23 protein-coding genes are annotated in these 23,737 nt (G+C 69.8%); 11 read left to right on the forward strand and 12 right to left on the reverse strand.

The window, feature by feature from the left end:
- From PFX91_RS10865 to PFX91_RS10875, 3 genes are all read right to left on the reverse strand, one after another.
- Window positions 1–985, reverse strand: a 985-nt coding sequence (locus PFX91_RS10865) for an acetyl-CoA carboxylase biotin carboxylase subunit (RefSeq protein WP_285731369.1), incomplete at its 3' end; no start/stop codon positions are given.
- Between the two features lie 81 nt (window positions 986–1,066).
- A complete protein-coding gene (locus PFX91_RS10870) occupies window positions 1,067–1,288 on the reverse strand; it encodes an acyl-CoA carboxylase subunit epsilon (protein ID WP_285731370.1) in 222 nt (73 codons plus the stop codon).
- The gene (locus tag PFX91_RS10875) at window positions 1,285–2,895 is read right to left on the reverse strand and encodes an acyl-CoA carboxylase subunit beta (RefSeq protein WP_285731371.1); all 1,611 of its coding nucleotides are present in this window, start codon (window positions 2,893–2,895) and stop codon (window positions 1,285–1,287) included. The genes PFX91_RS10870 and PFX91_RS10875 overlap by 4 nt, the downstream gene beginning before the upstream one ends.
- 267 nt (window positions 2,896–3,162) lie before the next feature.
- Between PFX91_RS10875 and PFX91_RS10880 the strand changes: the two genes are divergently transcribed.
- From PFX91_RS10880 to PFX91_RS10900, 5 genes are all read left to right on the forward strand, one after another.
- Window positions 3,163–5,808: a phosphoenolpyruvate carboxylase gene (locus tag PFX91_RS10880; protein WP_285731372.1), complete on the forward strand. Its 2,646-nt coding sequence runs from the start codon at window positions 3,163–3,165 to the stop codon at window positions 5,806–5,808.
- A 155-nt stretch (window positions 5,809–5,963) separates the two neighbouring features.
- The gene (locus PFX91_RS10885) at window positions 5,964–6,824 is read left to right on the forward strand and encodes a biotin--[acetyl-CoA-carboxylase] ligase (protein ID WP_285731373.1); all 861 of its coding nucleotides are present in this window, start codon (window positions 5,964–5,966) and stop codon (window positions 6,822–6,824) included.
- Between the two features lie 66 nt (window positions 6,825–6,890).
- A complete protein-coding gene (locus PFX91_RS10890; RefSeq protein ID WP_285731374.1) occupies window positions 6,891–7,412 on the forward strand; it encodes a PH domain-containing protein in 522 nt (173 codons plus the stop codon).
- A gap of 131 nt (window positions 7,413–7,543) precedes the next feature.
- Window positions 7,544–8,533: an adenylate/guanylate cyclase domain-containing protein gene (locus PFX91_RS10895; protein WP_285731375.1), complete on the forward strand. Its 990-nt coding sequence runs from the start codon at window positions 7,544–7,546 to the stop codon at window positions 8,531–8,533.
- An 87-nt stretch (window positions 8,534–8,620) separates the two neighbouring features.
- On the forward strand, window positions 8,621–9,256 hold the full coding sequence (locus tag PFX91_RS10900; protein ID WP_285731376.1) for an MBL fold metallo-hydrolase: 636 nt from the start codon (window positions 8,621–8,623) through the stop codon (window positions 9,254–9,256).
- 81 nt (window positions 9,257–9,337) lie between these two features.
- Here PFX91_RS10900 and PFX91_RS10905 read toward each other — a convergent pair whose 3' ends face one another.
- The gene (locus PFX91_RS10905) at window positions 9,338–10,288 is read right to left on the reverse strand and encodes a LysR family transcriptional regulator (protein ID WP_285731377.1); all 951 of its coding nucleotides are present in this window, start codon (window positions 10,286–10,288) and stop codon (window positions 9,338–9,340) included.
- A gap of 131 nt (window positions 10,289–10,419) precedes the next feature.
- Between PFX91_RS10905 and PFX91_RS10910 the strand changes: the two genes are divergently transcribed.
- Genes PFX91_RS10910 through PFX91_RS10920 form a run of 3 tightly spaced genes read left to right on the forward strand, consistent with a single transcriptional unit; the run spans window position 10,420 to window position 13,766 of the window.
- On the forward strand, window positions 10,420–11,076 hold the full coding sequence (locus PFX91_RS10910; RefSeq protein ID WP_285731536.1) for a succinate dehydrogenase cytochrome b subunit: 657 nt from the start codon (window positions 10,420–10,422) through the stop codon (window positions 11,074–11,076).
- Window positions 11,077–13,023 carry a fumarate reductase/succinate dehydrogenase flavoprotein subunit gene (locus PFX91_RS10915; RefSeq protein ID WP_285731378.1) on the forward strand — a complete coding sequence of 649 codons (1,947 nt, stop codon included), beginning with the start codon at window positions 11,077–11,079 and terminating at the stop codon, window positions 13,021–13,023. It abuts the gene before it with no gap.
- Window positions 13,020–13,766 (forward strand): succinate dehydrogenase/fumarate reductase iron-sulfur subunit, encoded by a 747-nt coding sequence (locus PFX91_RS10920; protein WP_285731379.1) that lies wholly within the window; start codon window positions 13,020–13,022, stop codon window positions 13,764–13,766. Before PFX91_RS10915 ends, PFX91_RS10920 begins: the two co-directional genes overlap by 4 nt.
- A gap of 198 nt (window positions 13,767–13,964) precedes the next feature.
- On the opposite strand, the gene PFX91_RS10925 is transcribed toward PFX91_RS10920, so the two are convergent.
- From PFX91_RS10925 to PFX91_RS10945, 5 genes are all read right to left on the reverse strand, one after another.
- Entirely contained in the window at window positions 13,965–14,600 is a 636-nt protein-coding gene (locus PFX91_RS10925) for a GNAT family N-acetyltransferase (RefSeq protein ID WP_285731380.1), read from the reverse strand.
- Window positions 14,601–14,651: 51 nt separating this feature from the next.
- Window positions 14,652–15,422, reverse strand: coding sequence for a TrmH family RNA methyltransferase (locus PFX91_RS10930; protein WP_285731381.1), 771 nt, complete (start codon window positions 15,420–15,422; stop codon window positions 14,652–14,654).
- Window positions 15,423–15,434: 12 nt separating this feature from the next.
- Entirely contained in the window at window positions 15,435–15,737 is a 303-nt protein-coding gene (locus PFX91_RS10935) for a hypothetical protein (protein ID WP_285731382.1), read from the reverse strand.
- A 43-nt stretch (window positions 15,738–15,780) separates the two neighbouring features.
- Window positions 15,781–16,164 carry a DUF3054 domain-containing protein gene (locus tag PFX91_RS10940; RefSeq protein WP_285731383.1) on the reverse strand — a complete coding sequence of 128 codons (384 nt, stop codon included), beginning with the start codon at window positions 16,162–16,164 and terminating at the stop codon, window positions 15,781–15,783.
- Between the two features lie 220 nt (window positions 16,165–16,384).
- Complete coding sequence (locus tag PFX91_RS10945) at window positions 16,385–18,586, reverse strand: S9 family peptidase (protein WP_285731384.1); 2,202 nt, start codon at window positions 18,584–18,586, stop codon at window positions 16,385–16,387.
- A gap of 138 nt (window positions 18,587–18,724) precedes the next feature.
- On the opposite strand from PFX91_RS10945, the gene mshB reads away from it, so the two are divergent.
- Window positions 18,725–19,591 (forward strand): N-acetyl-1-D-myo-inositol-2-amino-2-deoxy-alpha-D-glucopyranoside deacetylase, encoded by an 867-nt coding sequence (mshB, locus tag PFX91_RS10950; RefSeq protein ID WP_285731385.1) that lies wholly within the window; start codon window positions 18,725–18,727, stop codon window positions 19,589–19,591.
- 38 nt (window positions 19,592–19,629) lie between these two features.
- Complete coding sequence (locus PFX91_RS10955) at window positions 19,630–20,100, forward strand: hypothetical protein (protein WP_285731386.1); 471 nt, start codon at window positions 19,630–19,632, stop codon at window positions 20,098–20,100.
- A gap of 48 nt (window positions 20,101–20,148) precedes the next feature.
- Here the strand turns inward: PFX91_RS10955 and PFX91_RS10960 are convergent, their stop codons facing one another.
- The 3 genes from PFX91_RS10960 to PFX91_RS10970 form a co-directional block, all read right to left on the reverse strand.
- Entirely contained in the window at window positions 20,149–21,171 is a 1,023-nt protein-coding gene (locus PFX91_RS10960; protein ID WP_285731387.1) for a site-2 protease family protein, read from the reverse strand.
- Window positions 21,172–21,394: 223 nt separating this feature from the next.
- Entirely contained in the window at window positions 21,395–22,756 is a 1,362-nt protein-coding gene (locus tag PFX91_RS10965; RefSeq protein WP_285731388.1) for a hypothetical protein, read from the reverse strand.
- A 219-nt stretch (window positions 22,757–22,975) separates the two neighbouring features.
- Window positions 22,976–23,233 (reverse strand): putative acetyltransferase, encoded by a 258-nt coding sequence (locus PFX91_RS10970; RefSeq protein WP_285731389.1) that lies wholly within the window; start codon window positions 23,231–23,233, stop codon window positions 22,976–22,978.
- 180 nt (window positions 23,234–23,413) lie between these two features.
- Here PFX91_RS10970 and fdxA point away from each other — a divergent pair, with 180 nt between their 5' ends.
- Window positions 23,414–23,734 carry a ferredoxin gene (fdxA, locus tag PFX91_RS10975; protein WP_285731390.1) on the forward strand — a complete coding sequence of 107 codons (321 nt, stop codon included), beginning with the start codon at window positions 23,414–23,416 and terminating at the stop codon, window positions 23,732–23,734.
- Window positions 23,735–23,737: the final 3 nt, after the last annotated feature.

Raw genomic sequence — 23,737 nt, forward strand, 5'->3', positions numbered from 1 at the left:
CGCGCACCTCGGGGTCGGTGTAGCCCAGCTCCTCGCCGTCGGCGATCCGGAACATCTCCCGGACCAGGTCGATGCCGGTGACCTCCTCGGTCACCGGGTGCTCCACCTGGAGGCGGGTGTTGACCTCAAGGAAGGAGATGGTGCCGTCGGTTCCCACCAGGAACTCGCACGTGCCCGCACCCACGTATCCGGCCTCCGCGAGGATGGCCTTGGACGCCGAGTACAGGCGCTCGACCTGCTCCTGGGTCAGGAAGGGGGCCGGCGCCTCCTCCACGAGCTTCTGGTGACGGCGCTGGAGGGAGCAGTCCCGGGTGGAGACCACGACCACGTTGCCGTGGGAGTCGGCCAGGCACTGGGTCTCCACGTGGCGGGGCCTGTCCAGGTAGCGCTCCACGAAGCACTCGCCCCTGCCGAAGGCGGTGACGGCCTCGCGCACGGCGGACTCGTAGGCGTCGGTGACCTCCTCCAGCGTGTGGGCGACCTTGAGGCCGCGTCCGCCGCCGCCGAAGGCGGCCTTGATCGCGATGGGCAGGCCGTGCTCTCGGGCGAAGTCCACGACCTCCTCGGCGGAGCCGACCGGGTCGGTGGTGCCGGCGACCAGGGGCGCACCGACCTTCTGGGCGATGTGGCGGGCCTGGACCTTGTCGCCCAGGGCGGTGATCGCCGCCGGAGGGGGGCCGATCCAGGTCAGGCCCGCGTCGATGACGGCCTGGGCGAAGTCGGCGTTCTCGGCCAGGAACCCGTAGCCGGGGTGGACGGCGTCGGCACCGGAGCGGGCGGCCACGTCCAGGAGTTTGGCGACGTCCAGGTAGGAGTCGGCGGGAGTGGAGCCGCCCAGGGAGTAGGCCTCGTCGGCCGTCTTGACGTGCAGGGCGTGCAGGTCGGGTTCGGCGTAGACGGCGACGCTGGCGAGCCCGGCGTCGCGGCAGGCCCGGGCGATGCGCACGGCGATTTCGCCGCGGTTGGCGATCAGAACTTTACGCACGGTGGAAAATCCTTCTGCTGTGGCGTGTGGCGGATGCGCGCCGACCGCTCCATGAAAAGTCTAGGCAGGGAGGGTGCCCGGTCACCTGGTACTCATCCGCCAGGCGCCGGGACCGGGTCGCAGTGGGGCGCGCAGCCCACGCGAACGGTCCCGCCACCCGGACCGACGTCGGGATTCGGGTTCCTCGGTTCTGGGCACGGCCCTGGCCCGTGCGGTGAGCACCGCGGTGAGGACCGCGATCTCCTCGGCGGTCGGCTCGCCGCGCACCACGACCAGGTGCGGTGGTCTCCTCGGCGCGCTCACAGCGGAATGTTCCCGTGCTTCTTGGGAGGCAACTGCTTGCGCTTGTTGCGCAGTGCCTTGAGGGCCTTGGTGACCTGCACACGGGTCTCGGAGGGCATGATGACTCCGTCCACGTACCCACGCTCCGCGGCGGAGTAGGGGTTGAGCAGGGTGTCCTCGTACTCGCCGACGAGCCTGGCGCGCTCGGCCTCGACGTCGTCGGAGGCCGCCAGGGTGCGTCGGTGCAGGATGTTCACCGCTCCCTGGGCGCCCATGACCGCGATCTGGGCGGTGGGCCAGGCCAGGTTGATGTCGGCTCCCAGGTGCTTGGAGCCCATGACGTCGTAGGCGCCGCCGAAGGCCTTGCGGGTGATCACGGTGACCAACGGGACCGTGGCCTCGGCGTAGGCGTACAACAGCTTGGCGCCGCGGCGGATGATGCCGTCCCACTCCTGGTCGGTGCCGGGCAGGAAGCCGGGCACGTCCACGAAGGTCAACACCGGGACGTTGAAGGCGTCGCAGGTGCGCACGAAGCGCGCGGCCTTCTCGGAGGCGTCGATGTCCAGACAGCCCGCGAGGCTCAGGGGCTGGTTGGCCACGATGCCGACGGACTGGCCGTCCACACGTCCGAAGCCCACCACGAGGTTGGTGGCGAACTGGGAGTGGACCTCCAGGAAGTCACCGTCGTCCAGGACGCTCTCGATGACCGTCCGCATGTCGTAGGGCTGGTTGGCCGAGTCCGGGATGAAGGTGTCCAGGGCCAGGTCGTCGTCGGTGACCTCCTCGCCCGGCGGCTCCTCCGCGGGCAGGAGCGGCACGTCCTCCAGGTTGTTGTCGGGAAGATGCGCCAGCAGGGCCTTGACGTAGTCGATGGCGTCCTGCTCGTCGGCGCCCATGTAGTGGGCCACACCCGACTTGCCGGCGTGGGTGGCCGCGCCGCCCAGTTCCTCCATGGAGACGTCCTCACCGGTGACCGTCTTGATGACGTCGGGGCCGGTGATGAACATCTGGGAGGTCTGGTCGACCATCACGATGAAGTCGGTCAGGGCCGGCGAGTAGACGTGTCCACCCGCGGTGGCGCCCATGATCAGGGAGATCTGCGGGATGACGCCGGAGGCGTGGGTGTTGCGCTTGAAGATCTCGGCGTACAGGCCGAGCGCCACGACTCCTTCCTGGATGCGCGCACCGCCGCCCTCGTTGATGCCCACGACGGGGCATCCGGTGTTCAGGGCGTGGTCGAGGACCTTGCAGATCTTCTCGCCGTAGACCTCTCCCAGTGAGCCTCCGAAGACGGTGACGTCCTGGCTGAACACGGCGATCGGTCGACCGTCGACCGTTCCGTAGCCGGTGACGACGCCGTCGCCGTAGGGCCGGTTCGCCTCCAGTCCGAAGCTGGTGGAGCGGTGTCGGGCCAAGGCGTCGAACTCCACGAACGAGCCCGGATCGAGCAGGGCGTCGATCCGTTCGCGGGCGGTCATCTTGCCCTTGGCGTGCTGTTTCTCAACGGCTCGCGCGGACCCCGCGTGGACGGCCTCGTAACGGCGCCGTTGCAGGTCGGCGAGCTTGCCCGCGGTGGTACGGATGTCGATCTCGTCCGCGGACAGTGGTTCAGGGGCTTCTGTGGCCATAACTACGCAGGTTAACCGCGTGCCCCGGCACCAAGGAGAGGGAGGTTCGGGTTACTCGCCGGTAGGGATCGAGTGTGATCCGGCTCTCCCGAGAGGGCGACGCGAGGCTCGGAGAAAGCGAGAAGCGCCTCCCTCGTGCCGAGAAAACCGCGTGAGATAATGTGCTGATTTTTGCCCGGAGCAACAATTCTTAACGCTCGGGCAAAACCTCCGAAATGTGCCCCCGCGCACCTGGGAGGGGGTGCGATCTCTGTAGGCTCGGGGATCATGACAGCGGTAAGCGCAGAACGCGACAGTGCCCGGCAGGAAGTTCCCGAACAACTCAGGAATGACGTCAAACTGCTCGGCGAGATGCTCGGAAAGGTCCTTGCGGAAAGCGGTGGTGAGGATCTGCTCGACGATGTCGAAAGGCTCAGGCGGGCAGTGATCGGCGCTCGCGACGGCTCGGTGACGGGGGAGGAGATCACCGCGATCGTCGCCGCCTGGCCGCTGGAGCGGGCCAAGCAGGTGGCCCGCGCCTTCACCGTCTACTTCCATCTGGCCAACCTGGCCGAGGAGCACCACCGCATGCGGGCCCTGCGGGAGAGGGACGACGCGGCCAACCCGCCCCGGGAGTCCCTGGCGGCGGCCGTGCGCGCCATCCGTGAGGAGGAGGGCGGTGAGGAGCGCCTGGGCGAACTGGTCGCCGGCATGGAGTTCCATCCCGTGCTCACCGCCCACCCCACCGAGGCTCGGCGTCGGGCGGTGTCCACCTCCATCCAGCGGATCAGCGCCCAGCTGGAGGCCTGGCACGCCTCCCACCGGGGCAGTAGCGCCGCGGCCGAGGCGCACCGTCGCCTTCTGGAGGAGATCGACCTGCTCTGGCGCACCTCCCAGCTGCGCTACACCAGGCTCGACCCGCTCGACGAGGTGCGCACCGCGCTGGCGGCCTTCGACGAGACCATCTTCTCCGTCATCCCCCAGGTGTACCGGAGCCTGGACGCGGCGATCGACCCCGAGCACACGGGGACACGTCCGCCCCGCGCCACGCCCTTCGTCCGCTACGGCAGCTGGATCGGCGGGGACCGGGACGGCAACCCCTACGTCACCCACGAGGTGACGAGGGAGGCCGTCCTCATCCAGTCCGAGCACGTGCTGCGCGGCCTGGAGAGCGCCTGCGAGAGGGTGGGGCGCACCCTCACCGCCTACTCCAACCTCACACCCGCCTCCCCCGCGCTGCTCGACGCGCTCTCCACCGCCAGGGCGGGGCACCCCACACTGATGGCGGACATCGGCGCGCGCTCGCCCAACGAGCCGCACCGACAGATGATGTTGCTGACCACGGCGCGTCTGCGCGCCACGAGGGAGCGCGACGCCGACCTGGCCTACCCCGACGTCGCCGCCTTCCTGGCCGACCTGCGCGTCGTGCAGGACTCCCTGGCCGCGGCCGGCGCCGCACGCCAGGCCTATGGTGAACTACAGCACCTGGTCTGGCAGGCGCAGACCTTCGGCTTCCACCTCGCCGAGCTGGAGATCCGCCAGCACAGTGAGGTGCACGCCGCCGCGCTCGCCGAACTGCGCGAGGGCGGCACGCCCTCCGAACGCACGGAGGAGGTCCTCGCCACCATCCGGGTGATCGCCTGGATCCAGGAGCGTTTCGGTGTCGAGGCCTGCCGCCGTTACATCGTCAGCTTCACCCGCTCGGCCGAGGACATCGCGGCCGTCCACGAACTGGCCTCCTACGCCCTTCCGCCCGAACGCGTCCCCGTCCTCGACGTCATCCCACTGTTCGAGACCGGAGCGGACCTGGACGCCTCACCGCGGGTCCTGGAGGGCATGCTGGAGCTTCCCCGGGTCCGGGAGCGCCTGGAGGAGACGGGCCGTCGCCTGGAGGTCATGCTCGGCTACAGCGACTCGGCCAAGGACGTGGGCCCGGTCAGCGCCACACTGCGCCTGTACGACGCCCAGGCCCGCCTGGCGGCGTGGGCGCGCGAGCACGACGTGCGCCTGACCCTGTTCCACGGCCGTGGAGGCTCGCTCGGCCGCGGTGGCGGGCCGGCCAGCCGCGCCCTGCTCGCCCAGGCCCCCGGTTCGGTCGGCGGTCGGTTCAAGGTCACCGAGCAGGGGGAAGTCATCTTCGCCCGCTACGGGCAGTCCGCGATCGCCCGCCGTCACATCGAACAGGTCGGACACGCGGTGCTGATGGCCTCCACCGAGGGGGTCCAGGAGCGTGAGCGCTCGGCCGAACGCAGGTACCGCGGTCACGCCGACGCCATCGCCGCGGCGGCCCAGGAGACCTACCTGGAACTGATCGGCACCGAGGACTTCGCGGTGTGGTTCTCCCGGGTGAGTCCTTTGGAGGAACTGGGAGAGCTGCGGCTCGGTTCGCGCCCCGCGCGACGCGGCGCCGCACGGGGCCTGGAGGACCTGCGCGCCATCCCCTGGGTGTTCGCCTGGACCCAGACCCGGATCAACCTGCCCGGCTGGTACGGACTCGGCACGGGACTGGCCGCCGTCGATGACATCGGGGTGCTCCAAGCCGCCTACCGCGAGTGGCCCATGTTCTCCTCTCTGCTGGACAACGCGGAGATGAGCCTGGCCAAGACCGACCGCGCCATCGCCGAGCGCTACCTGGCCCTGGGCGGACGGCCGGAGCTGAGCGAGAGGGTGTTGGCCGAGTACGACCTCACCCGACGGCTGGTGCTGGAGGTGACCGGACACACCCGACTGCTGGAGAACCGCGCGGTGCTCTCCCGGGCGGTGGACCTGCGCAACCCGTACGTGGACGCCCTGTCCCACCTGCAACTGCGCGCGCTGGAGGCACTGCGGGGCGAGGAGGCCGACAGATTGTCCGAACAGGACCAGCAGCACCTGGAACGGTTGCTGCTGTTGTCGGTCAACGGCGTGGCCGCGGGCTTGCAGAACACGGGCTGATCCCGGCGGCGCCCCGTGCCCGGCGCGGGCGCGGGGCGCCGCCGCGCGAGGCGTCTTCTCTCGGACGCGGACCTTCGGTGCTTCCGGGAGCGGGGACGCGGGACTCCGGCGGGCGTCGTTGCCCGCCGGGGCACCGGCGCTGGTGTAATGGGGACATGACCAGCGCACCCGAGCCCTTTTCCCGCCCTCCGCTCGACGTCGCCTCGCTCGACGCCGTTCTCGTCCGGCCGGGCGGCATGTGGCGTCGGATCGAGGTGCTGCCCGAGACCGGATCCACCAACACCGAGTTGACCGAGCGCGCCCGTGGGGGCGCCGAGCACGGGAGTGTGCTGGTCACCGAGCACCAGACCGCCGGGCGGGGTCGGCTCGGGCGCGACTTCTCCACCCCGGCGCGCGCGGCCCTGACCTTCTCGCTCCTGCTCCGGCCGCGTGCGGCCGTCGAGCGGTGGGGTTGGCTCACCGCGCTCATGGGGGTGGCGGCGGTCGGCGCGATACGCCGGGTGGGCGGGGTCAAGGCCGCCCTGAAATGGCCCAACGACGTCATCGTTCCCGCGGGACTGCGCTCCGAGCCCGGAGCGGTGGACGGCAAGCTCGCGGGCATCCTCGCCGAGGCCGACCTCTCCTCCGAGACGCCCGGAGTGGTGGTGGGCATCGGGATCAACGTGTCCCAGGACCGGGCGGAACTGCCCGTGGGGCACGCGGTCTCCCTGCGCGGCGAGGGGGCCGCCGAGCCGGACCGGGACGCCCTGCTCGCCGCGATCCTGGGCGAGTTCGAGGAGCTGTACACGGTGTGGACCGCAGCCGGCGGCGACGCCGAGGCCAGTGGTCTGGCCACCGTCTACCGGGACATGTGCGTCACCATCGGCAGTCGTGTACGGGTGCATCTTCCCGGAGGGCGGGTGCGCGAGGGGACCGCGACCGAGGTCGACGCCGAGGCGAGACTGGTGGTGGAGGGGCCGACCGGAAGACAGGCGCTGAGTTCGGGCGACGTGGTACACGTGCGTCCGGGCGACTGACCGGCCGTCCACAAGCGGACGCGCGACCACTCCCGCACGCGCCCGGCCTGTGCCATGATCACCGGTATGGCTATCGCGGACCGCTACCTCTCCGAGGACGAGGAACTCGTCCACGTCGCGCGCCAGCACTGGACCGTCCTGGCGGGCGAGTTCGTGGCGCTCGCCCTCATCGTGGCGGCCGTGGTCGCCGCCCTGTGGTTCGTGCCCTGGGAACAGGACTGGAGCCTCATCGCGGCCGGGGTCGTGGTGGCCGTCGGCGTGGTCGCCGCACTCGTCCTGTGGTTCGTGCCCATGCTCAAGTGGGCCACGACCGTCTACGTCCTCACCGACCGGAGACTGATGATGCGTGACGGCATCATCTCCCGTCAGGGTCGCGATATGCCGCTCACCAGGGTCAACGACGTCGCCTTCACCATCGGTCTTTGGGAACGCCTCATGGGGTACGGGACCCTGTCCGTCCAGTCGGCGTCCGAGCAGGAGGGGATGGTCCTGAAACGGGTGCCCCGGCCCCAGCGCTTCCAGGCCGAGATCTACCGTCAGGTCAACGCCGCGCAGCGACCGGAGTACCCGTCGGGACCCCAGGGGTGAGCCCGCCCTCTCCTGTGGGCGAACCCTCCAGAGGCGACCACGGGCGTAAGCTGGAAGGGAACCCGCGCCACAGGCCGGTGACGAAGTGACTGCTCCCCGCCGCGGCGGGGATGGCCCCGTGAAAGAGAACTATGCCGTCGCGTCCTGACCCGAAAACGATCGAATCCGCCCTCCTCGGCGGTGAAGCGATCTACACCAGGGAGCAGGCGATCGAACTCGCCGGCACCGACGCGGAGCTGGCTGGACGCATCTGGCGTGCACTCGGCTTCCCCAACCAGGGCGATGGCACGGTCACCTTCGCCGAGAGCGACGTGGAGTCGCTGCGCATCGTCAACAGCCTCCTCCAGGAGGGTGTCCTGGACGAGGACGGCGTGGTCCGTTTCGCCCGGGCGATGGGCCAGACCATGGCGCGCCTGGCCGACTGGCAGACCAGCATCCTGAGCACGCTCATCTTCCAGGAGGGCGGCGAGGAGGCGGTCGACCCGTTGATGAACCGGGTCAAAGAGCTGCTACCGGACGTGGAACGGCTCCTGTTGCACATCTGGCGCCGCCAGCTCTCCGCCTCCGCGGCCCGCACACTGGCGGTGATGTCCAACGGCCAGGACACCGTCCCCAACTACTACCCGTTGATCGTCGGGTTCGCCGACCTGGTCTCCTTCACCACGTTGAGCCGCGAACTCGACGAGGTCGAGCTGGCCGGTGTGGTCGAGGGCTTCGAGGCCACCGCCGCCGACATCGTCGCCTCGGGAGGCGGGCGTGTGGTCAAGACGCTGGGGGACGAGATCCTCTACGTGGCCGACTCCCCGGCCGAGGCCGCCGACATCGCACTGCGGCTGGCCTCAGGGGTCAAGACCCATGTGGAGGTGCCCGACGTTCGGGTGGGTCTGGCCTCCGGACCGGTTCTGACCCTGCACGGTGACGTGTTCGGCACGACCGTGAACCGCTCCAGCCGCCTGACCTCCTTCGCTCGCCCGGGCACGGTCCTGATCGACGAGAACCTCGCCGAGAGCCTGACCGACCAGGAGGGGTTGCAGGTGGTCAAGGTGCGGGCCCGTCACGCGCACGGGCTCGGTCTCATCCAGCCCTACGCCCTGCGCCGCAACTTCGAGCCCTCGGGCTGAACCCGGCCCGATCGACCGTGTGCCGGAGGGGCGGGACGGATACTCTCGAAGACGACGCATCGGAAGCCCGCGAGAGGTCGAAAGTCTGTGAGCGCTCCTTCCATGGTCCACCGTCTTCGTACCTCGGGTGTCGTCAGCCTGGAGGGCGGCGAGGTCCATGTCCAGAACAACGTGTGGATCGTCGGAGACGAGGACAGCGCGATCGTCATCGACGCCGCGCACGACCACGAGGCCATCGCCCGAGGTCTGGGCGACCGCGAGCTGATGGCGATCGTGTCCACCCACGGGCACAGTGACCACATCAACGCGGCCGTCGCCCTGGCCGATCTCACCGACTGCCCGGTCCTGCTGCACCCCGAGGACGTCGAGTTGTGGCGCCGCGTCCATCCCCACCGGGAGCCCGACGCCCCACTGCTGCACGGTGAGGTGCTGGTGATCGGTGGTGTGGAGCTGGACGTCCTCCACACACCGGGTCACACGCCCGGCGGGGTGTGCCTGTACGCGCCCGCACTGGAGACGGTCTTCACCGGGGACACTCTCTTCCCGGGCGGCCCCGGTGCCACGGGGCAGCCGTTCTCCGACTTCGCGACCATCATCGCCTCGATCCGCGACCATCTGGTGGGCCTGCCACGGAACACGGTCGTCCATCCGGGCCACGGGGAGTCCACCACCATCGCCGAGGCCGCCGAACGGCTCGACACCTGGGCGGCGCGCGGCTTCTGAGGGGGCGGGCGGGCCCCACCGGCGGGCTCCCTCCACCAGAGCGGGGAGTCTCCGGCTCCGTTCCCCGCGTGGGACGCCGGGTCAGCCGAAGTCGTCCGAGGAGGAGATGAGCACCTCCAGGTCCGGGCCGAGTTCCTGTGGGGACATGTTCAGCAGGTACCGGCCGAGGTGGTGACGGAAGGCGTCCGCCGAGTGCGAGGGCTCCACGTCCTTGCGCCGCGCCAACGCCACCGTCCGCAGCAGACGGGGACGGGCCAGTGGGGTGCCGCGCAGGCCCGGCCGGTTCTTGAGCACCATGCTCGGTACCACCGCCAGTCCCAGACCCGCTTCCACGAACCGCAGGACGGCGTCCATCTCGCCTCCCTCCACCGCCAGACGCGGTTCGAACCCCGCCGCACGGCACGCGCGCAGCGTCGCCTCCCGTACGTCGTATCCGCGCCGGAACATCACCAACGGCCGGTCCTTGAGCTCGGTGATGCGGATGGACGCGCGGGCGTTGGGCGCGGGTCCCGACATCGGGCTCGCCACCACCAGGTTCTCCCGGAGTATGGGGGTGGTGGAGAAGTCCGGGTCGCTGCTGTGCAACGGCAGGATGATCAGGGCCAGGTCCAACTCGCCCCGCCCCAGACCGCGGATGAGATCGCGGGATCCGCTCTCCTGCACCTGGAGTTCGATACCGGGGTAACGGGTATGGAAGTCGGCGAGCACGTCGGCCAACAGGCCGGCGCACAACGACGGGGTCGCGCCCAGACGCACACGGCCACGGCGTACCCCGGCCAGTTCCGCGACCTCGCGCTTGGCCGTCTCCAGGTCGGCGAGCATGCGCTGAGCCAACGGAAGCAGTGCCTCACCAGCTGGAGTGAGTGTGATATTTCCCCGGGCACGAGTGAATAACGGCGCACCCAGCTCCCGTTCGAGGCTGCGGATCTGCTTGCTCAGGCTCGGCTGGGCGACGTTGGAAAGCTCGGCTGCGCGGGTGAAATGGCGTGTGCGGGCCACCGCCACGAAGTAGGACAGCTGCTGGAACTGCATGTTCCATAGCCTATGGCTATTGACACAAGCATCGTGATGACTTGGACGTCAGGCTCGGTCCAAACCTAAGGTGACAAGCTGTGGCGAACAGTACCCTGACTAAGAAGCGGTCTACGGCTTACGGGTCCACGGTGGCGCTCAAAGCAGCGATGGCGGTCACCGGAGCGATCCTCGTGCTGTATCTGATCGCGCACATGTACGGCAACCTCAAGGTCTTCTCGGGCCAGGAGGCATTCGACGGCTACGCCCACAGTCTCCGTGAGCTGGGCTACCCGTTGCTGCCCGAGAACGGCTTCCTGTGGATCTTCCGCGTCGTCCTCCTGGCGAGCGTCCTGATCCACATCTACGCGGCGGTGACGTTGTGGGCCCGTGCCCGCAGGGCGCGTCCGGCCGACCAGCGCTACAAGGTGAGGAAGCGAGTGGTCCGTAGCTACTCCTCCTACACCATGCGCTACGGCGGGCTGATCATCCTGTTCTTCGTGATCTTCCACGTCCTGCACCTGACCACGAACGACATCGCACCCGGCGGCGCTTCGGACAGCCCCTACGAACGACTCGTCAGAGGGTTCCAGCCCGAGTTCTGGTACGTGACGCTGTTCTACGTGCTGTCCGTGATCATGGTGGGCCTGCACCTGCGGCACGGCATCTGGAGCGGTCTGGCCACGCTCGGCGCCAACATGTCGCGGCGGCAGGGCACGCTCAACGCGATCGCCCTGGCCATCGCGCTGATCGTGACCGTCGGTTTCCTGCTTCCGCCTCTGGCGGTCACCTTTGGACTGGTGAGTTAATTGTCTGTCAACGACCTCTACATCGTCGGCGATCCGATCCGCGATGAGAAGGCGCCCGAGGGCCCGATCAACGAGCGCTGGGACAAGCGCCGTTTCTCGGCCAGGCTGGTCAACCCCGCGAACCGGCGCAAGCTCTCCGTCATCATGGTCGGCACCGGTCTGGCCGGAGCCTCGGCCGCGGCGACCCTGGGCGAGGCCGGCTACAACGTCGTCTCGTTCTGCTACCAGGACAGCCCGCGCCGCGCCCACTCCATCGCCGCGCAGGGCGGCATCAACGCCGCCAAGAACTACCGCAACGACGGCGACAGCATCTACCGGCTGTTCTACGACACCGTCAAGGGCGGCGACTTCCGCTCCCGTGAGTCCAACGTCTACCGTCTGGCCCAGACCAGCGTCGAGATCATCGACCAGTGCGTGGCCCAGGGCGTGCCCTTCGCCCGTGAGTACGGTGGTCTGCTCGACAACCGTTCCTTCGGTGGCGTGCAGGTCTCCCGGACCTTCTACGCGCGCGGACAGACGGGCCAGCAGTTGTTGCTCGGCGCCTACCAGGCCCTGGAGCGTCAGGTGGCGGCGGGCACCGTCGAGATGCACACCCGTCACGAGATGCTCGAACTCATCGTCGTGGACGGACGCGCCCGAGGCATCATCGTCCGTGACATGGTCACCGGTGAGATCGAGACGCACTTCGCCGACGCCGTGGTGCTGGCCACCGGTGGCTACGGCAACGTGTTCTTCCTGTCCACCAACGCCATGGGCAGCAACGTCACCGCGACCTGGCGCGCGCACCGCAAGGGCGCGCTCTTCGCCAACCCGTGCTACACGCAGATCCACCCGACCTGCATCCCGGTCAGCGGCGACTACCAGTCCAAGCTGACCCTGATGAGCGAGTCGCTGCGCAACGACGGTCGCATCTGGGTTCCCAAGAAGCACGGGGACACCCGCGACCCGCGCCAGATCCCCGAGGACGAGCGCGACTACTACCTGGAGCGCATCTACCCGTCCTTCGGCAACCTGGTGCCGCGTGACATCGCCTCTCGCGCGGCCAAGAACGTCTGCGACGAGGGCCGAGGCGTGGGCCCCAGCGGCCTGGGCGTGTACCTGGACTTCGCCGACGCGATCGGACGAATGGGACGCGACGTCGTCAAGGCCAAGTACGGCAACCTGTTCGACATGTACCAGCGCATCACCGGTGAGGACCCGTACGAGGTTCCGATGCGGATCTACCCGGCCGTGCACTACACCATGGGCGGCCTGTGGGTGGACTACGACCTACAGAGCACGATCCCGGGCCTGTTCGTGACCGGTGAGGCCAACTTCTCCGACCACGGCGCCAACCGCCTGGGCGCCAGCGCGCTGATGCAGGGTCTGGCGGACGGCTACTTCGTCCTGCCCAACACCATCAACGACTATCTGGCCGACGCTCCCTTCGAGACGCTCGACGAGTCGCACCCGGAGGTCGTCGCCGCCAAGGAGCAGGTCACCTCCCGTATCGACAAGCTGCTCTCCATCCAGGGCTCCCGCACCGTCGACTCCTTCCACAGGGAGCTCGGCAGTCTCATGTGGGAGTACTGCGGCATGGAGCGCAACGAGGAGGGCCTGACCAAGGCCATCGAGCGTATCCGTGAACTGCGCGCCGAGTTCTGGCGTGACGTCAAGGTGCTCGGTACCAACGACGAACTCAACCAGGCACTGGAGAAGGCCGGTCGTGTGGCCGACTTCCTGGAACTGGGCGAGCTCATGTGCATCGACGCCCTGCACCGCCGGGAGTCCTGCGGCGGGCACTTCCGTTCCGAGAGCCAGACCGAGGACGGCGAGGCGCTGCGTCACGACGACGAGTTCGCCTACGTCGCGGCCTGGGAGTTCGGCGGCGTTGACAGCAAGCCCGTACTCCACAAGGAGAACCTGGAGTACGAGTACGTCGAGATGAAGCAGCGGAGCTACAAGTGAACATCACCCTGCGCGTATGGCGTCAGAAGGGGCCCGACGACGAGGGTCGGATGGCCACCTACAAGCTCACCGACGTCTCCCCGGACATGTCGTTCCTGGAGATGCTCGACGTCCTCAACGAGAAGCTCACGCTGGAGAACGAGGACCCGGTCGCGTTCGACCACGACTGTCGTGAGGGCATCTGCGGTGCCTGTGGCGTCGTGATCGACGGTGAGGCGCACGGCCCCGAGCGCACCACGACCTGCCAGCTGCACATGCGCAGCTTCAAGGACGGCGACACCATCACGGTGGAGCCGTGGCGGGCCAAGGCGTTCCCGGTCGTCAAGGACCTGGTCGTCGACCGTGGCGCGTTCGACCGCATCATCCAGGCGGGCGGCTACATCAGCGCCCCGACGGGTACCGCACCGGACGCCCACGCCAACCCGATTCCGAAGCCGGACGCGGACCGGGCCTTCGACGCCGCGACCTGCATCGGCTGTGGTGCGTGCGTGGCGGCCTGCCCGAACGCCTCCAGCATGCTGTTCACCTCCGCGAAGGTCACCCACCTGGGCATGCTCCCGCAGGGGCAGCCCGAGCGGGCCTCGCGCGTGGTGAAGATGATCAACCAGCAGGACGAGGAGGACTTCGGCGGCTGCACCAACATCGGTGAGTGCGCCGCGGTCTGCCCCGTGGGCATCCCGCTGGACACCATCTCCCAGCTCAACCGCGACCTGTTGGGCTCGCTCAGCAAGGGCAAGGGCTAGAGCCCGGCGTGACACACGGGCCGCGTCCCCTCCGGGGGCGCGGCCCTTCGCCTTTCGTCGCCGGTCACCGTGGTGGGAGAGCACGGGCGGTGCCTCTTCCCTCGTCGCACGAGGGCGTGGAAACACCGAACATGGTAGGTCGCGGGGGCGTCACCGGTGGGGCGTTCCCGGCAAGAGAGCACCCGGGAGCCCCGGGTCTCAGGCGGGGTCGCGCAGCAGGAAGTAGTTGGCCCCCACGTCCGGGCTCTCCACCTCACGGACCACCCGGAAGCCGAACCGTTCGTAGAAGCCGGCGGTCTTGTCGTCGAGTGTCTGGGTGAACACCGGAAGCCGCTCGGAGTCCGCCCGTTCCAGCCCGTGGGAGAGCAGTCCCTCCCCGATGCCGGTGCCGGCGAGCGCCGGATCGACTCCCAGCGTGGCCAGGTACAGGTGCGGCTCCTCGGGCGCGGCGAGCTTCCACTCGGCGAACACCCGCACGAGCCCCGCCATCCGGGAGCGGCCGACCAGGGAGGCCCAGTGCGGCCACGTGCGCAACGACACCAACCTGCCCTCGGGGTTGGAGCCGGGAGGCGCCCACAGCGCCGCCCCGCGCACCACGGGAGTCCTCTCGGTGTCGTCCTTGGTCTCGGTGACCCTGGTGTCTCCCGAGGGGACATAGCCGAAACCCGCGGTCAGGGCGAAGAAACGCCGGATGCGGGCCATACGCAGGACGTCGTCGGGAAACAGCCAGCGGAAGAACGCATCCTCCTGCGCCGCCCTGCTCAGAACACGCGACACACCGGCCACGTCGTCGATGGTGGCGGGACGGGAGACTGCGGTGACGATCGGACTCATCCCTGTTCTTTCCGGTCGAAGGGCTTTCGCCCATGCTAGATCACGGAAATATCACGGCATCGCCGTGGTGGGGGTGGGAGCGCCCCCCGTGTCGGGAACAGGACCCGGGAGCCGCTGACCGAACACGTGGGCACGTACCCAGGAGTGCATGGCGATGGCGGCGGCGGCCCCGGCGTTGATCGACCGGGTCGAACCGAACTGCGCGATGGACAACACGTCGCGACACACCCGGCGGGCCTCCTCGGACAGGCCGGGGCCCTCCTGGCCGAACACCAGCACGGCCTCCCTGGGCAGGGGATAGGTCTCCAGCGGTACCGCGCCCGGCAGGTTGTCGACCCCCAGGAGGGGAAGTCCACGCTCGTCGGCCCACGCCACCAGCGCCTCGGTGTCGGGATGGTGATGGACGTGCTGGTAGCGGTCGGTCACCATCGCACCGCGCTTGTTCCAGCGGCGGCGGCCCACGATGTGCACGGCGGCGCAGCCGAACGCGTTGGCGGTGCGCACGACCGAACCGATGTTGAAGTCGTGCGACCAGTTCTCCACGGCGACGTGGAAGGGGTGGCGTCTGGTGTCCAGGTCGGCCACGATCGCCTCACGCCGCCAGTACCGGTAGCGGTCCACCACGTTCCGGCGATCGCCCTCCGCCAGGAGTTCGGTGTCGTAGTGGTCGCCTTCCGGCCAGGGGCCCGGCCAGGGGCCCACGCCCACCTCACCGCGTGCCTCGTCCTCGCCCGGGTCATCGGAAGGGGCACGCGGAACGGACCCGTCACCGGTGCCGGCGACGGGGGGACAGACGGAGTCTGATGCGGGGTGTTCGTTCATATCCGTTCCAGCTTACGAACGCCCCGCAGTGGAGGTCCTCGCAGCCCGGAGGGTGGCGTCCTCGTGGAAGCCCCGGATCCGAAAGTCCCGGGCGTGGCCGCCCACCCGGGCCTGGAAGCCGTTGTACACGGCGCGGTCGCCGTCCTGGACGACCTCCCGGCGCGGCCCGTCCGCCGGAGGAAGGACCAGGGGTCCTCGCCCTCGGCGTGTTCCCGGTGTTCCACGATCGTGACCGGCGCCGTCGGTCGCGGGGCCGGTGATCCTCGTCACCGCGTCCGTGGCGGTGGCGACGGCGAGGGTGGCGGGAGCGGTCATGGGGGACCCCTCCGTCCCGGGGCCGTGTTCCCGGCCCCTTCGTTCAGGCCCGGCGTTGTCGCGCTTTCACGACCAGGAGGGTCAGTCCGCGCCAGCCGAGCATGGTGGCGGCAAGGAACGCCGAGGTGACCACGACGAAGCTGAGAGGGGCGCTCTCACCGTCGAACAGGCGCAGCACCATACCGCCGGCCACGGTCACGGCCCACACGAACAGACCGGTCGGCCAGAGCCTGGCGGGGGCCTTCCAGGCCATGGTGACCACCCAGCCCAGGACCGTCCCGGCGGCGAAGGGCCATGCGACGGAGACGACGGAGGCCAGGGCGGTACCGGTCGCGTGGTCGATCTTGCCGATGACGACGAAGGCGAGGACACAGGCCAGGTCGGCCAGAAGGGCGACGAGGGCGATGGGCGCCGTGGAGGAACGCATGTGACCAGGTTACGCACGGTGTGCGAGCCTCCCCGCGGGGGGCGGACCCGGGGCCGGGCGTCTCGGTGAGGACGCGCTCCGGCGGTCGGAGCCCGCACCTGAGGAGCGAGCCGACACCTCTCGGGCGTCGCGGCCCCCGCCCCGGCCGTCGAGTGGGGCGGGGCCGCGCGTGGCGGCAGTCGAGCCGGACCGGGCACGGCGAAGACCCCGGTCGGGCGATCTAGCCCTCGCCCCGCAGGTTCTTCTTGAGGAACTCCACCTGGAGCAGCATCAGGTTCTCCGCCACGGTCGGGTCCGAGGGCGAGTGCGTCACCCCCGACAACGGCAGCACCGTGTGCGGGCGTCCCGCCGCCATCAGGGCCGACGACATCCGCTGGGTGTGGGCGAAGGCCACGTTGTCGTCGGCCAGCCCGTGGACCATCATCAGGGGTCGCTCCAGCCCGGCCGCCTCCTTCAACAGCGAACTGCGCGCGTAGGCGTCGGGCTCGCCCTGGGGGGTGCCCAGGTAGCGCTCGGTGTAGTGGGTGTCGTACAGCGCCCAGTCGATGACCGGTGCGCCGGCGACGGCGGCGTGGAAGAGATCCGGACGGCGCAGCACCGCCAGTGCCGCCAGATAGCCACCGAAGGACCAGCCGTGGATGCCCACCCGGGACAGGTCGAGGAAGTCGAACCGCTCCGCCGCGTCGCGCAACGCCGCCACCTGGTCCTCCAGGACGGGCTCCGCCAGGTCCAGGTGTACGCTCTGTTCCCACTCCATACCGATGCCCGGGGTGCCGCGCCCGTCCGCGATGATCACCGCGAACCCCTGCTCGGCGTACCACTGGGCGTTCAGGTAGGCGGCGCGGGAGTCCAGCACCCGCTGTGCGTGCGGGCCTCCGTAGGGCGCCATCAACACGGGCAGCCGCCCGTCCCCGTGGAACCAGGAGGGCAGTACCAGCGCCGACGGGATCCGGCGCTCGGCGGCCCGCCAGAACTCCACGCGAGGCTCGGGAAGATCGGGGACCTCGGCGAAACTCTCGATCTCGGTGAGGGTGCGACGTGTCTCGGTGCCGGCACCGCGCACGACCATCGTGCGTACTCCGGTGAAGTCCATCGAGCGATGCTGGAGCACAAGGGTGTCGCCGCGCAGCCGCCCCGAGCGCAGACCGCCGTGCGCGCTCCCGCCCTCGACGCCCCGGCCCTCGGGCACCTCCACCGGCGCGGCCAGGCCCGTGTCCGACTCGACCAGCCACAACGACACCTGGCCGGGACTTCCCATGGGAGAACCCGAGTACAGGATCCGGTCGCCGTCCACGTCCACCACGCCGCGCACGTACACGTCGTCGGGGCCGACCGGGTTCTCGCCCACGTACACCCGGCGTTCCCCTCCCGGCTCGCGGCCGATCCACACCAGTGCGCCCGAACCGGTGTAGGCGGGCACACCCGGCATGATCTCGACCCACACCTCGTCGGTCTCGGTGCGTACCGGCGCGACCAGGCCGGTGGCGGGGTCTGCGCTGAACAGCGTCAGCGTGCGCTGGTCCCGACTCTGGGCGGTGAACACCAGGGTCGGTGTGCCCTCGGGACCGGTCGTCCAGCCCACCGTCGCCAGATAGGGCAGTTCCCGGCGGTCCCACTCCATCCAGACGGGCGAGGGGCGCTCCCCGGCGTGTCGGTCGTCCGACGGGTCCAGCGGGAACACGGCCAGGCGCACATCGGCGTTGGTGCCGCCCGCGGGCGGGTAGCGCAGGGCGGTCGGCTCCTGTTCGGGGCGTCCCGGGTCGGACACGTACCAGGTGTCGACCTCGGACTCGTCCACGCGCGTGACCGCGAGGGAGGAACCGTCCGGAGCCCACCAGAAACCCCGGTAACGCCCCATCTCCTCGGCGGCCACCAGTTCCGCCAGACCGAAGGTGACCTCGGGGCCGTCCGGCTCGGCGACCACCCGGTCCCCATGGTCGGGCCGGGCTCCGGAGATGTCGATGACGCGTACGGCACCGCCGCTGACGTAGGCGATCCGGTCTCCGGCCGGACTGATCCGCGGGTCCACCACCGGGGTGGTGGCGGGAAGTTCACGCGGCGTACGGTCGTCTCCGACGAGGTCGACGTAGAAAAGTCGCCCGGACAGGGTGAACACCGCCCGGGTGAACGCGTCGTCCACCGAGTAGGCGACGATGCCGCCGCCGCTCTCACGCAGGCGCTCGCGGCGGGCCCTCTCCTCGGGGGGAAGGTCCTCGTCGTCGGCGCCCAGTGTGGTGGGGTCGGCGAGCAGCGTGGTGGCGCCCGCCCCTTCCGTCTCGTGGATCCACAGACAGGTGGAGGCGTCCGCCCCGTCTCGTCCCCTGAGGAAGGTGACACGGCGTCCGTCCGGCGAGATCTCGAACGCACGCGGAACACCGATCGTGAAGCGCCGGGTACGGGCCTGTTGGCGAGGAAAGCTCATAGGCCGATTGTGTCGTATGGGGCAGGGGTGGGAGGCGAGGGGCCACGGCTCCTCGCCCGGAAGGGAGAAGGGCACCGGATCCGGCGCGCTCGGCGAAGTCGGGGACGGAACGCGGACCTGCCCGGTATCGTTCGCTGGGTGAGCGACAGGCGACTGATGATGGTGCACGCGCACCCCGACGACGAGAGCATCGTGACCGGGGCGACCCTGGCCAAGTACGCGGCCGAGGGGGCCGGTGTCACCCTGGTGACCTGCACACTGGGGGAGGAGGGCGAGGTCATACCGCCGGACCTGGCGCACCTGGCCTCCGACCGTGAGGACACCCTGGGCGAGCACAGGATCGGCGAACTCGACAAGGCGTGTCTGGCCCTGGGCGTGCGTGACCACCGCCTTCTGGGCGGCCCCGGCCGCTACCGGGACTCGGGGATGATGGGCACCACCGCCAACGAGCATCCGGACGCCTTCTGGAACGCGAACGTGGAGGAGGCCGCCACCGGGCTGGCCGAGATCATCCGCGAGGTGCGGCCGCACGTACTGGTCTGCTACGACGAGTACGGAGGCTACGGGCATCCCGATCACATCCAGGCCCACAGGGTCACCCGTCGGGCCTTCCAGCGCGCCGCGGAACGGTCCATGCCCGGCGCGCCCTGGCAGGTGCGCAAGCTCTACGCGATCGCTCAGCCCATATCGCGCATCGAGGAGTCCATCGCGCGACTGAACGAGGAGTCCGGTCCCTTCACTCCGCCCACACGCGTGTCCGACATCGCAAGGGGCACTCCCGACACGATGGTGACCACCCGTGTGGACGCCACCGAACACTGGGCGGCCAAGGCCCTGGCGATGCGCTCCCACGCCACCCAGATCACCGTGGAGGGGGAACGTTTCGCCCTGTCCAACGGCATCGCGCAGGAGATCGACGCCGTCGAGTACTTCACCCTGCTGGCGGGCTCGGCTCCCCGCAGCCGACCGGGCGCCTACGAGGACGACCTGTTCGCGGGGCTGTGATCGCGACCGGTGGAGGGGACCGTCTACCCTCGTTGGCTGTGAGCACACCTGAGACCGCCGCGCCCGAAGAAAGACCCCGGGGACCCCTGTCACCGCTGCTGACCGCGGCCACCCTCGTGGTGCTGGTACCGCTCGGCGCGGCGGTGGGGATGTTCTGCACCTTCGGCGCGGGCTGGCTGACCCGGTACTGGGGGGCGGGGATGCCCGTCCCGGTGCTGGCGGTCGCCGGACTGGTGGTCTTCCTGGTGCTGCTGTACTGCGCCTGTCGCCTGTGCGCGTGGGGGAGCCGACGCCCCTCGGCCGCCGTCGCCTTCGCGGTCGGCTACCTGGCCTCGGCGGTCGCCCTGGTCGGCTACGTCGCCGGGGGGAACCTGGTACTCACCGACCACCTGATGCACAACGCCTACCTGTTCGGGTCGATGCTGGCGCTGATGCTCGCGGTCGTCCGCGGCTGGACGACCTCCCTCACGGCGTCCCCGCCGCACGCGACCCGGGTGCCCTGGAACTGACCGGAGAACGCCGTGGGAGCGCACCGGCGGGTGTCGCGCGCTCGGCGATCAGGACCAGAATTGCAGCAGCAGCTCGCCGTAGAAGACGATTCCGCTGAACACCGGGTTGGGCAGGACCAGGCTGAACAGGGTGTAGACCAGGTCGACCAGTGCGTCGTTGAGGCCGGGGAACCACAGGACGGCGAACACCGCGACCGAACCGAACAGGGCGTTGGCCCGTGCGGTCGGGACCCAGGAGGCACGGGTGCAGGCGGCCAGGACCTCGAAACCGTCCAGCCCGGGGATCGGCAGCAGGTTGATCAGGGCGGAGGTCAGGTTGGCGAAGCACAGGAAGGCCATGGCCGAGATGGCCCAGTTGGTGGTGTCGTTGCCCGGGGGCACCAGGATGGACACGGTGACGGCGAGGGCGGCGGCCGTCAACAGGCCGGCCAGTGGCCCCGCGAGCGCCACCAGGACGCGGTGGAGACGGGAGGGGATCCGCTCCCAGTCCACGTAGGTGGGCGGACCGGTCATACCGAAGGCCCCCAGGCCGAGGTAGGCCGAGGGCAGTACCAGACCGGCGAAGGCCTGCCGGTAGGCGAACGGGTTCAGCCGCAGGTAGGCGCTACCGCGCAGGGAACGGTCGCCCGCCAGGTAGGCGGCGAGGGCATGCGCGAACTCGTGGACGGTCAGGGAGACGATCCACCCGAGCAGGATGAACAGCGGTGGGATCAACGGGGTGACGCTGGTGCCGTCGGCGACCCATTCCAGCTCCACGGCCCGCCAGGACAACCAGCCGGCGAAGCCGGTCAGACCCACCAGGAGGACGAACACCGGGCTGGGCAGGAAGTCCATCCGGCTCGCGGCGGAGACGCCGTCGGGGTCCGTCCGGGAGACGGTGGCCCCTTCCCCACCGGAGGACGACGTGTCCGGCCGTGGGGCGGAGGGGGAGTCCGCGCCGTCGTCCCGGTCGAGGTTCGGCCGGTTGAGGGCGTCGTCGGGCATCTGCTCCCACGGGTCGGAGCCGGCCACCTCACCGGGCTCGGGCACGTCGGTCGTCTCCGCCTTGCGCGGCGGCTCGGGCGTGGACATGCTGCTCCTGCTGCTCTTGGATGGTTCCGTGCTCCAGATTAGGTGCTGTCCGGTACCTCTTCACAGCGGGTGGAGGTTGGGAGCGGATGCTCTTCGTTCCCGCGTCGCCTCGTACGGTCCACATCGACGCCGAGGGCACGGCCCTCGTTCGGGGGCGGTGGTCGGCGCGTGCTCCGATCCCACCGAGCGGGCTCTTCCTCGGGCGGCCTCTTTCTCGGGCGGGCTAGACCACGGCTCGGGGCGCCACCGCGGACCGGTGCAGACAGGCGATCGCGAACGTCCGCCCCGTCGGGGTCAGCTCCCGATGTCCGGCGCCGTCGTCCTCGTCGAGCAGGCCCAGGGCCTCCAACAGCCAGCTCACCGCCATCACCAGTGCGCGCACCTGGTCGGAGGCCGCCTCCGCCGTCCGCCGGTGCGAGGCGGCGTGACGTCCTGCGGTCACCGGCGGCTCCACCGGGACCCACCCCGACTCGGTCAACGTCCGCTCGGCCGCCTCCACGTCGGACTCGTCGCGCCGCGCGTGCGACCCCGTGCCCTGCGGGGAGCGCGCCAGCAGCATCCCCAGCAGCGTCTCCGCGGCCGCCTGCTCCAGACCGCCGGTGCGGCACAGGCTCTCGGTGGCCGCCTGCCACAGCGCCTCGGGGTCCTCCCTCAACTGGCGTCCTCGCCGGGTCAGCACCAGGCGACGCCCCGCCCGACGCACGGCCCGCATCCCGCGCAGTGTCTGGTGCAGGGCGATCAGCTGGGTGGCGTCGGTCTCGCTGCGCGGGGGCGCGGGCGAGGTCCGCCAGCCGAAGTCCTCGCACATCTGCCGCACCACGCTCGGCGAGATGTAGCCGATCTGGGTGAGCGCGATGCCGTCCGCGGCCAGGTCCAGCAGACGTTGCAGGGGCGCCATCGCCGACTCCGCGGCGCGCGGCACGTCCGAACCCGCGATGATCTGCCCCACCAGCGGCCAGAGACGTTGGCGGTGCGGATGCGCGGACGAGCTCAGCCAGGCCCGGACCCGTTCCTCGCGTATGCGGTCCAGGTGGCTCAGTCCCCGGTTGTCCGGCTGGGTGAGGAAGGAACGGGTGAAACGCTCCTGGGCGGGGCGCCAGCCGCGTTTTCCCGGACGCACGTCGCCCAGGAGGATCGCCAGCTCCAGAGCGGAGGCGGTCTCACGGCGGGCCCGGATCTCGGCGTCGCCGACCGCCGTCCCCCAGGTCAGCTCGGGCAGGTCCGGCGGTTCCACCCCCGACTCCCACATGAGCCGCTCGTACATGGCCAGTCCGGCCGCGTGGTCCTCGGCGTAGACGGTGAGCAGGGTGGTCGTCTCGGGAGACGAACAGATCTGTGCGTAGCGATACAGCTGGAGGAGGGAGAAGAGGGAGCCGAGGGCCCGGGCCGCGAACAACTGTTCATCGGTGGAGTTCTGGAAGCGGACCGGCAGCTCGAACCAGCAGAATCGTTGAACGGCGTGTTGGTTGAGTCTTTCGAGCTCCTGCCCCGGTGCCAGAGTGTCCAACGCCGAGCGGGCCATGTCGGCGGCCCGTTCGTCCCGTCGGGCCAACTCGGCGAGGGCGGACGCTACGGCTTCGCGCATGTGGGCGCTCACCACCTCCCCGCGTACCGGGCGCCCGCTCTCCGCGTGGGTGTTCGTCGGGGGCGCGATGCTCTTGGGTTCGTCCCGACGGGCCCGGAAGGGACCGCGCTGGGACTCGTGCCTCTCCTACCCCGCCCGGGGCGAAGAATGCCTCTGGTCAGGTGCGGTGTGCGTGCCGCCCACGGGCGACACCCGCGCCGCAGTCGCGGGTCCGGGGCGTCAGGGCGCCTGTGGAGGGCGCCCGCCACGACGGCGAGGGGGGACGGGGGGAACGACACGACTCGCGGCGATGGTCGGCTCCTCCACCTCCGTGGTGGAGCCGTCTCGTCGGCGCAGGGTGAGAACACCGTCGGCCCAGGACTCGACGACACCGACGATATCGGTGAATCCGCCTCCGGGGAGGCGGATTCGCACAGAAACCCTGCGGCCGACGTCCTTCGGGGAGATCCGATGGACCAGGCGTCCCCTGATGTGCATGGAAGCGACCCCCGAATGTGCGCTGCTCGTCCTCGGCAGCCATACTAGGAGTACGAGATCTGTGCCAATTGCTTGCAGGGCCCGTGAGCGGGGCGGAGCGCCCGCACGCCATCCCCGTCCGGGGCCTCTGAAAAGTCCCCGCCTCTCCGCGGAGCGCGGGGATGAGACAAGGAGTACGACGTGACCTACGTCATCGCGCAGCCCTGTGTCGATGTGCTGGACAAGGCGTGCATCGACGAGTGCCCCGTGGACTGCATCTACGAGGGTGAGCGCATGCTCTACATCCACCCGGACGAGTGCGTTGACTGCGGTGCGTGTGAGCCGGTCTGCCCCGTGGAGGCCATCTACTACGAGGACGACCTTCCCGAGCAGTGGTCGGACTTCTACAAGGCCAACGTCGATTTCTTCGACGACCTGGGGTCCCCGGGAGGAGCGTCCAAGGTCGGAAAGATCGACCGTGACCACCCGATCGTGGCCAAGCTGCCGCCACAGGCCGAGTAACCC

The organism is Nocardiopsis sp. ATB16-24 (assembly GCF_030271535.1).
In the GTDB taxonomy this organism is placed as follows: domain Bacteria; phylum Actinomycetota; class Actinomycetes; order Streptosporangiales; family Streptosporangiaceae; genus Nocardiopsis.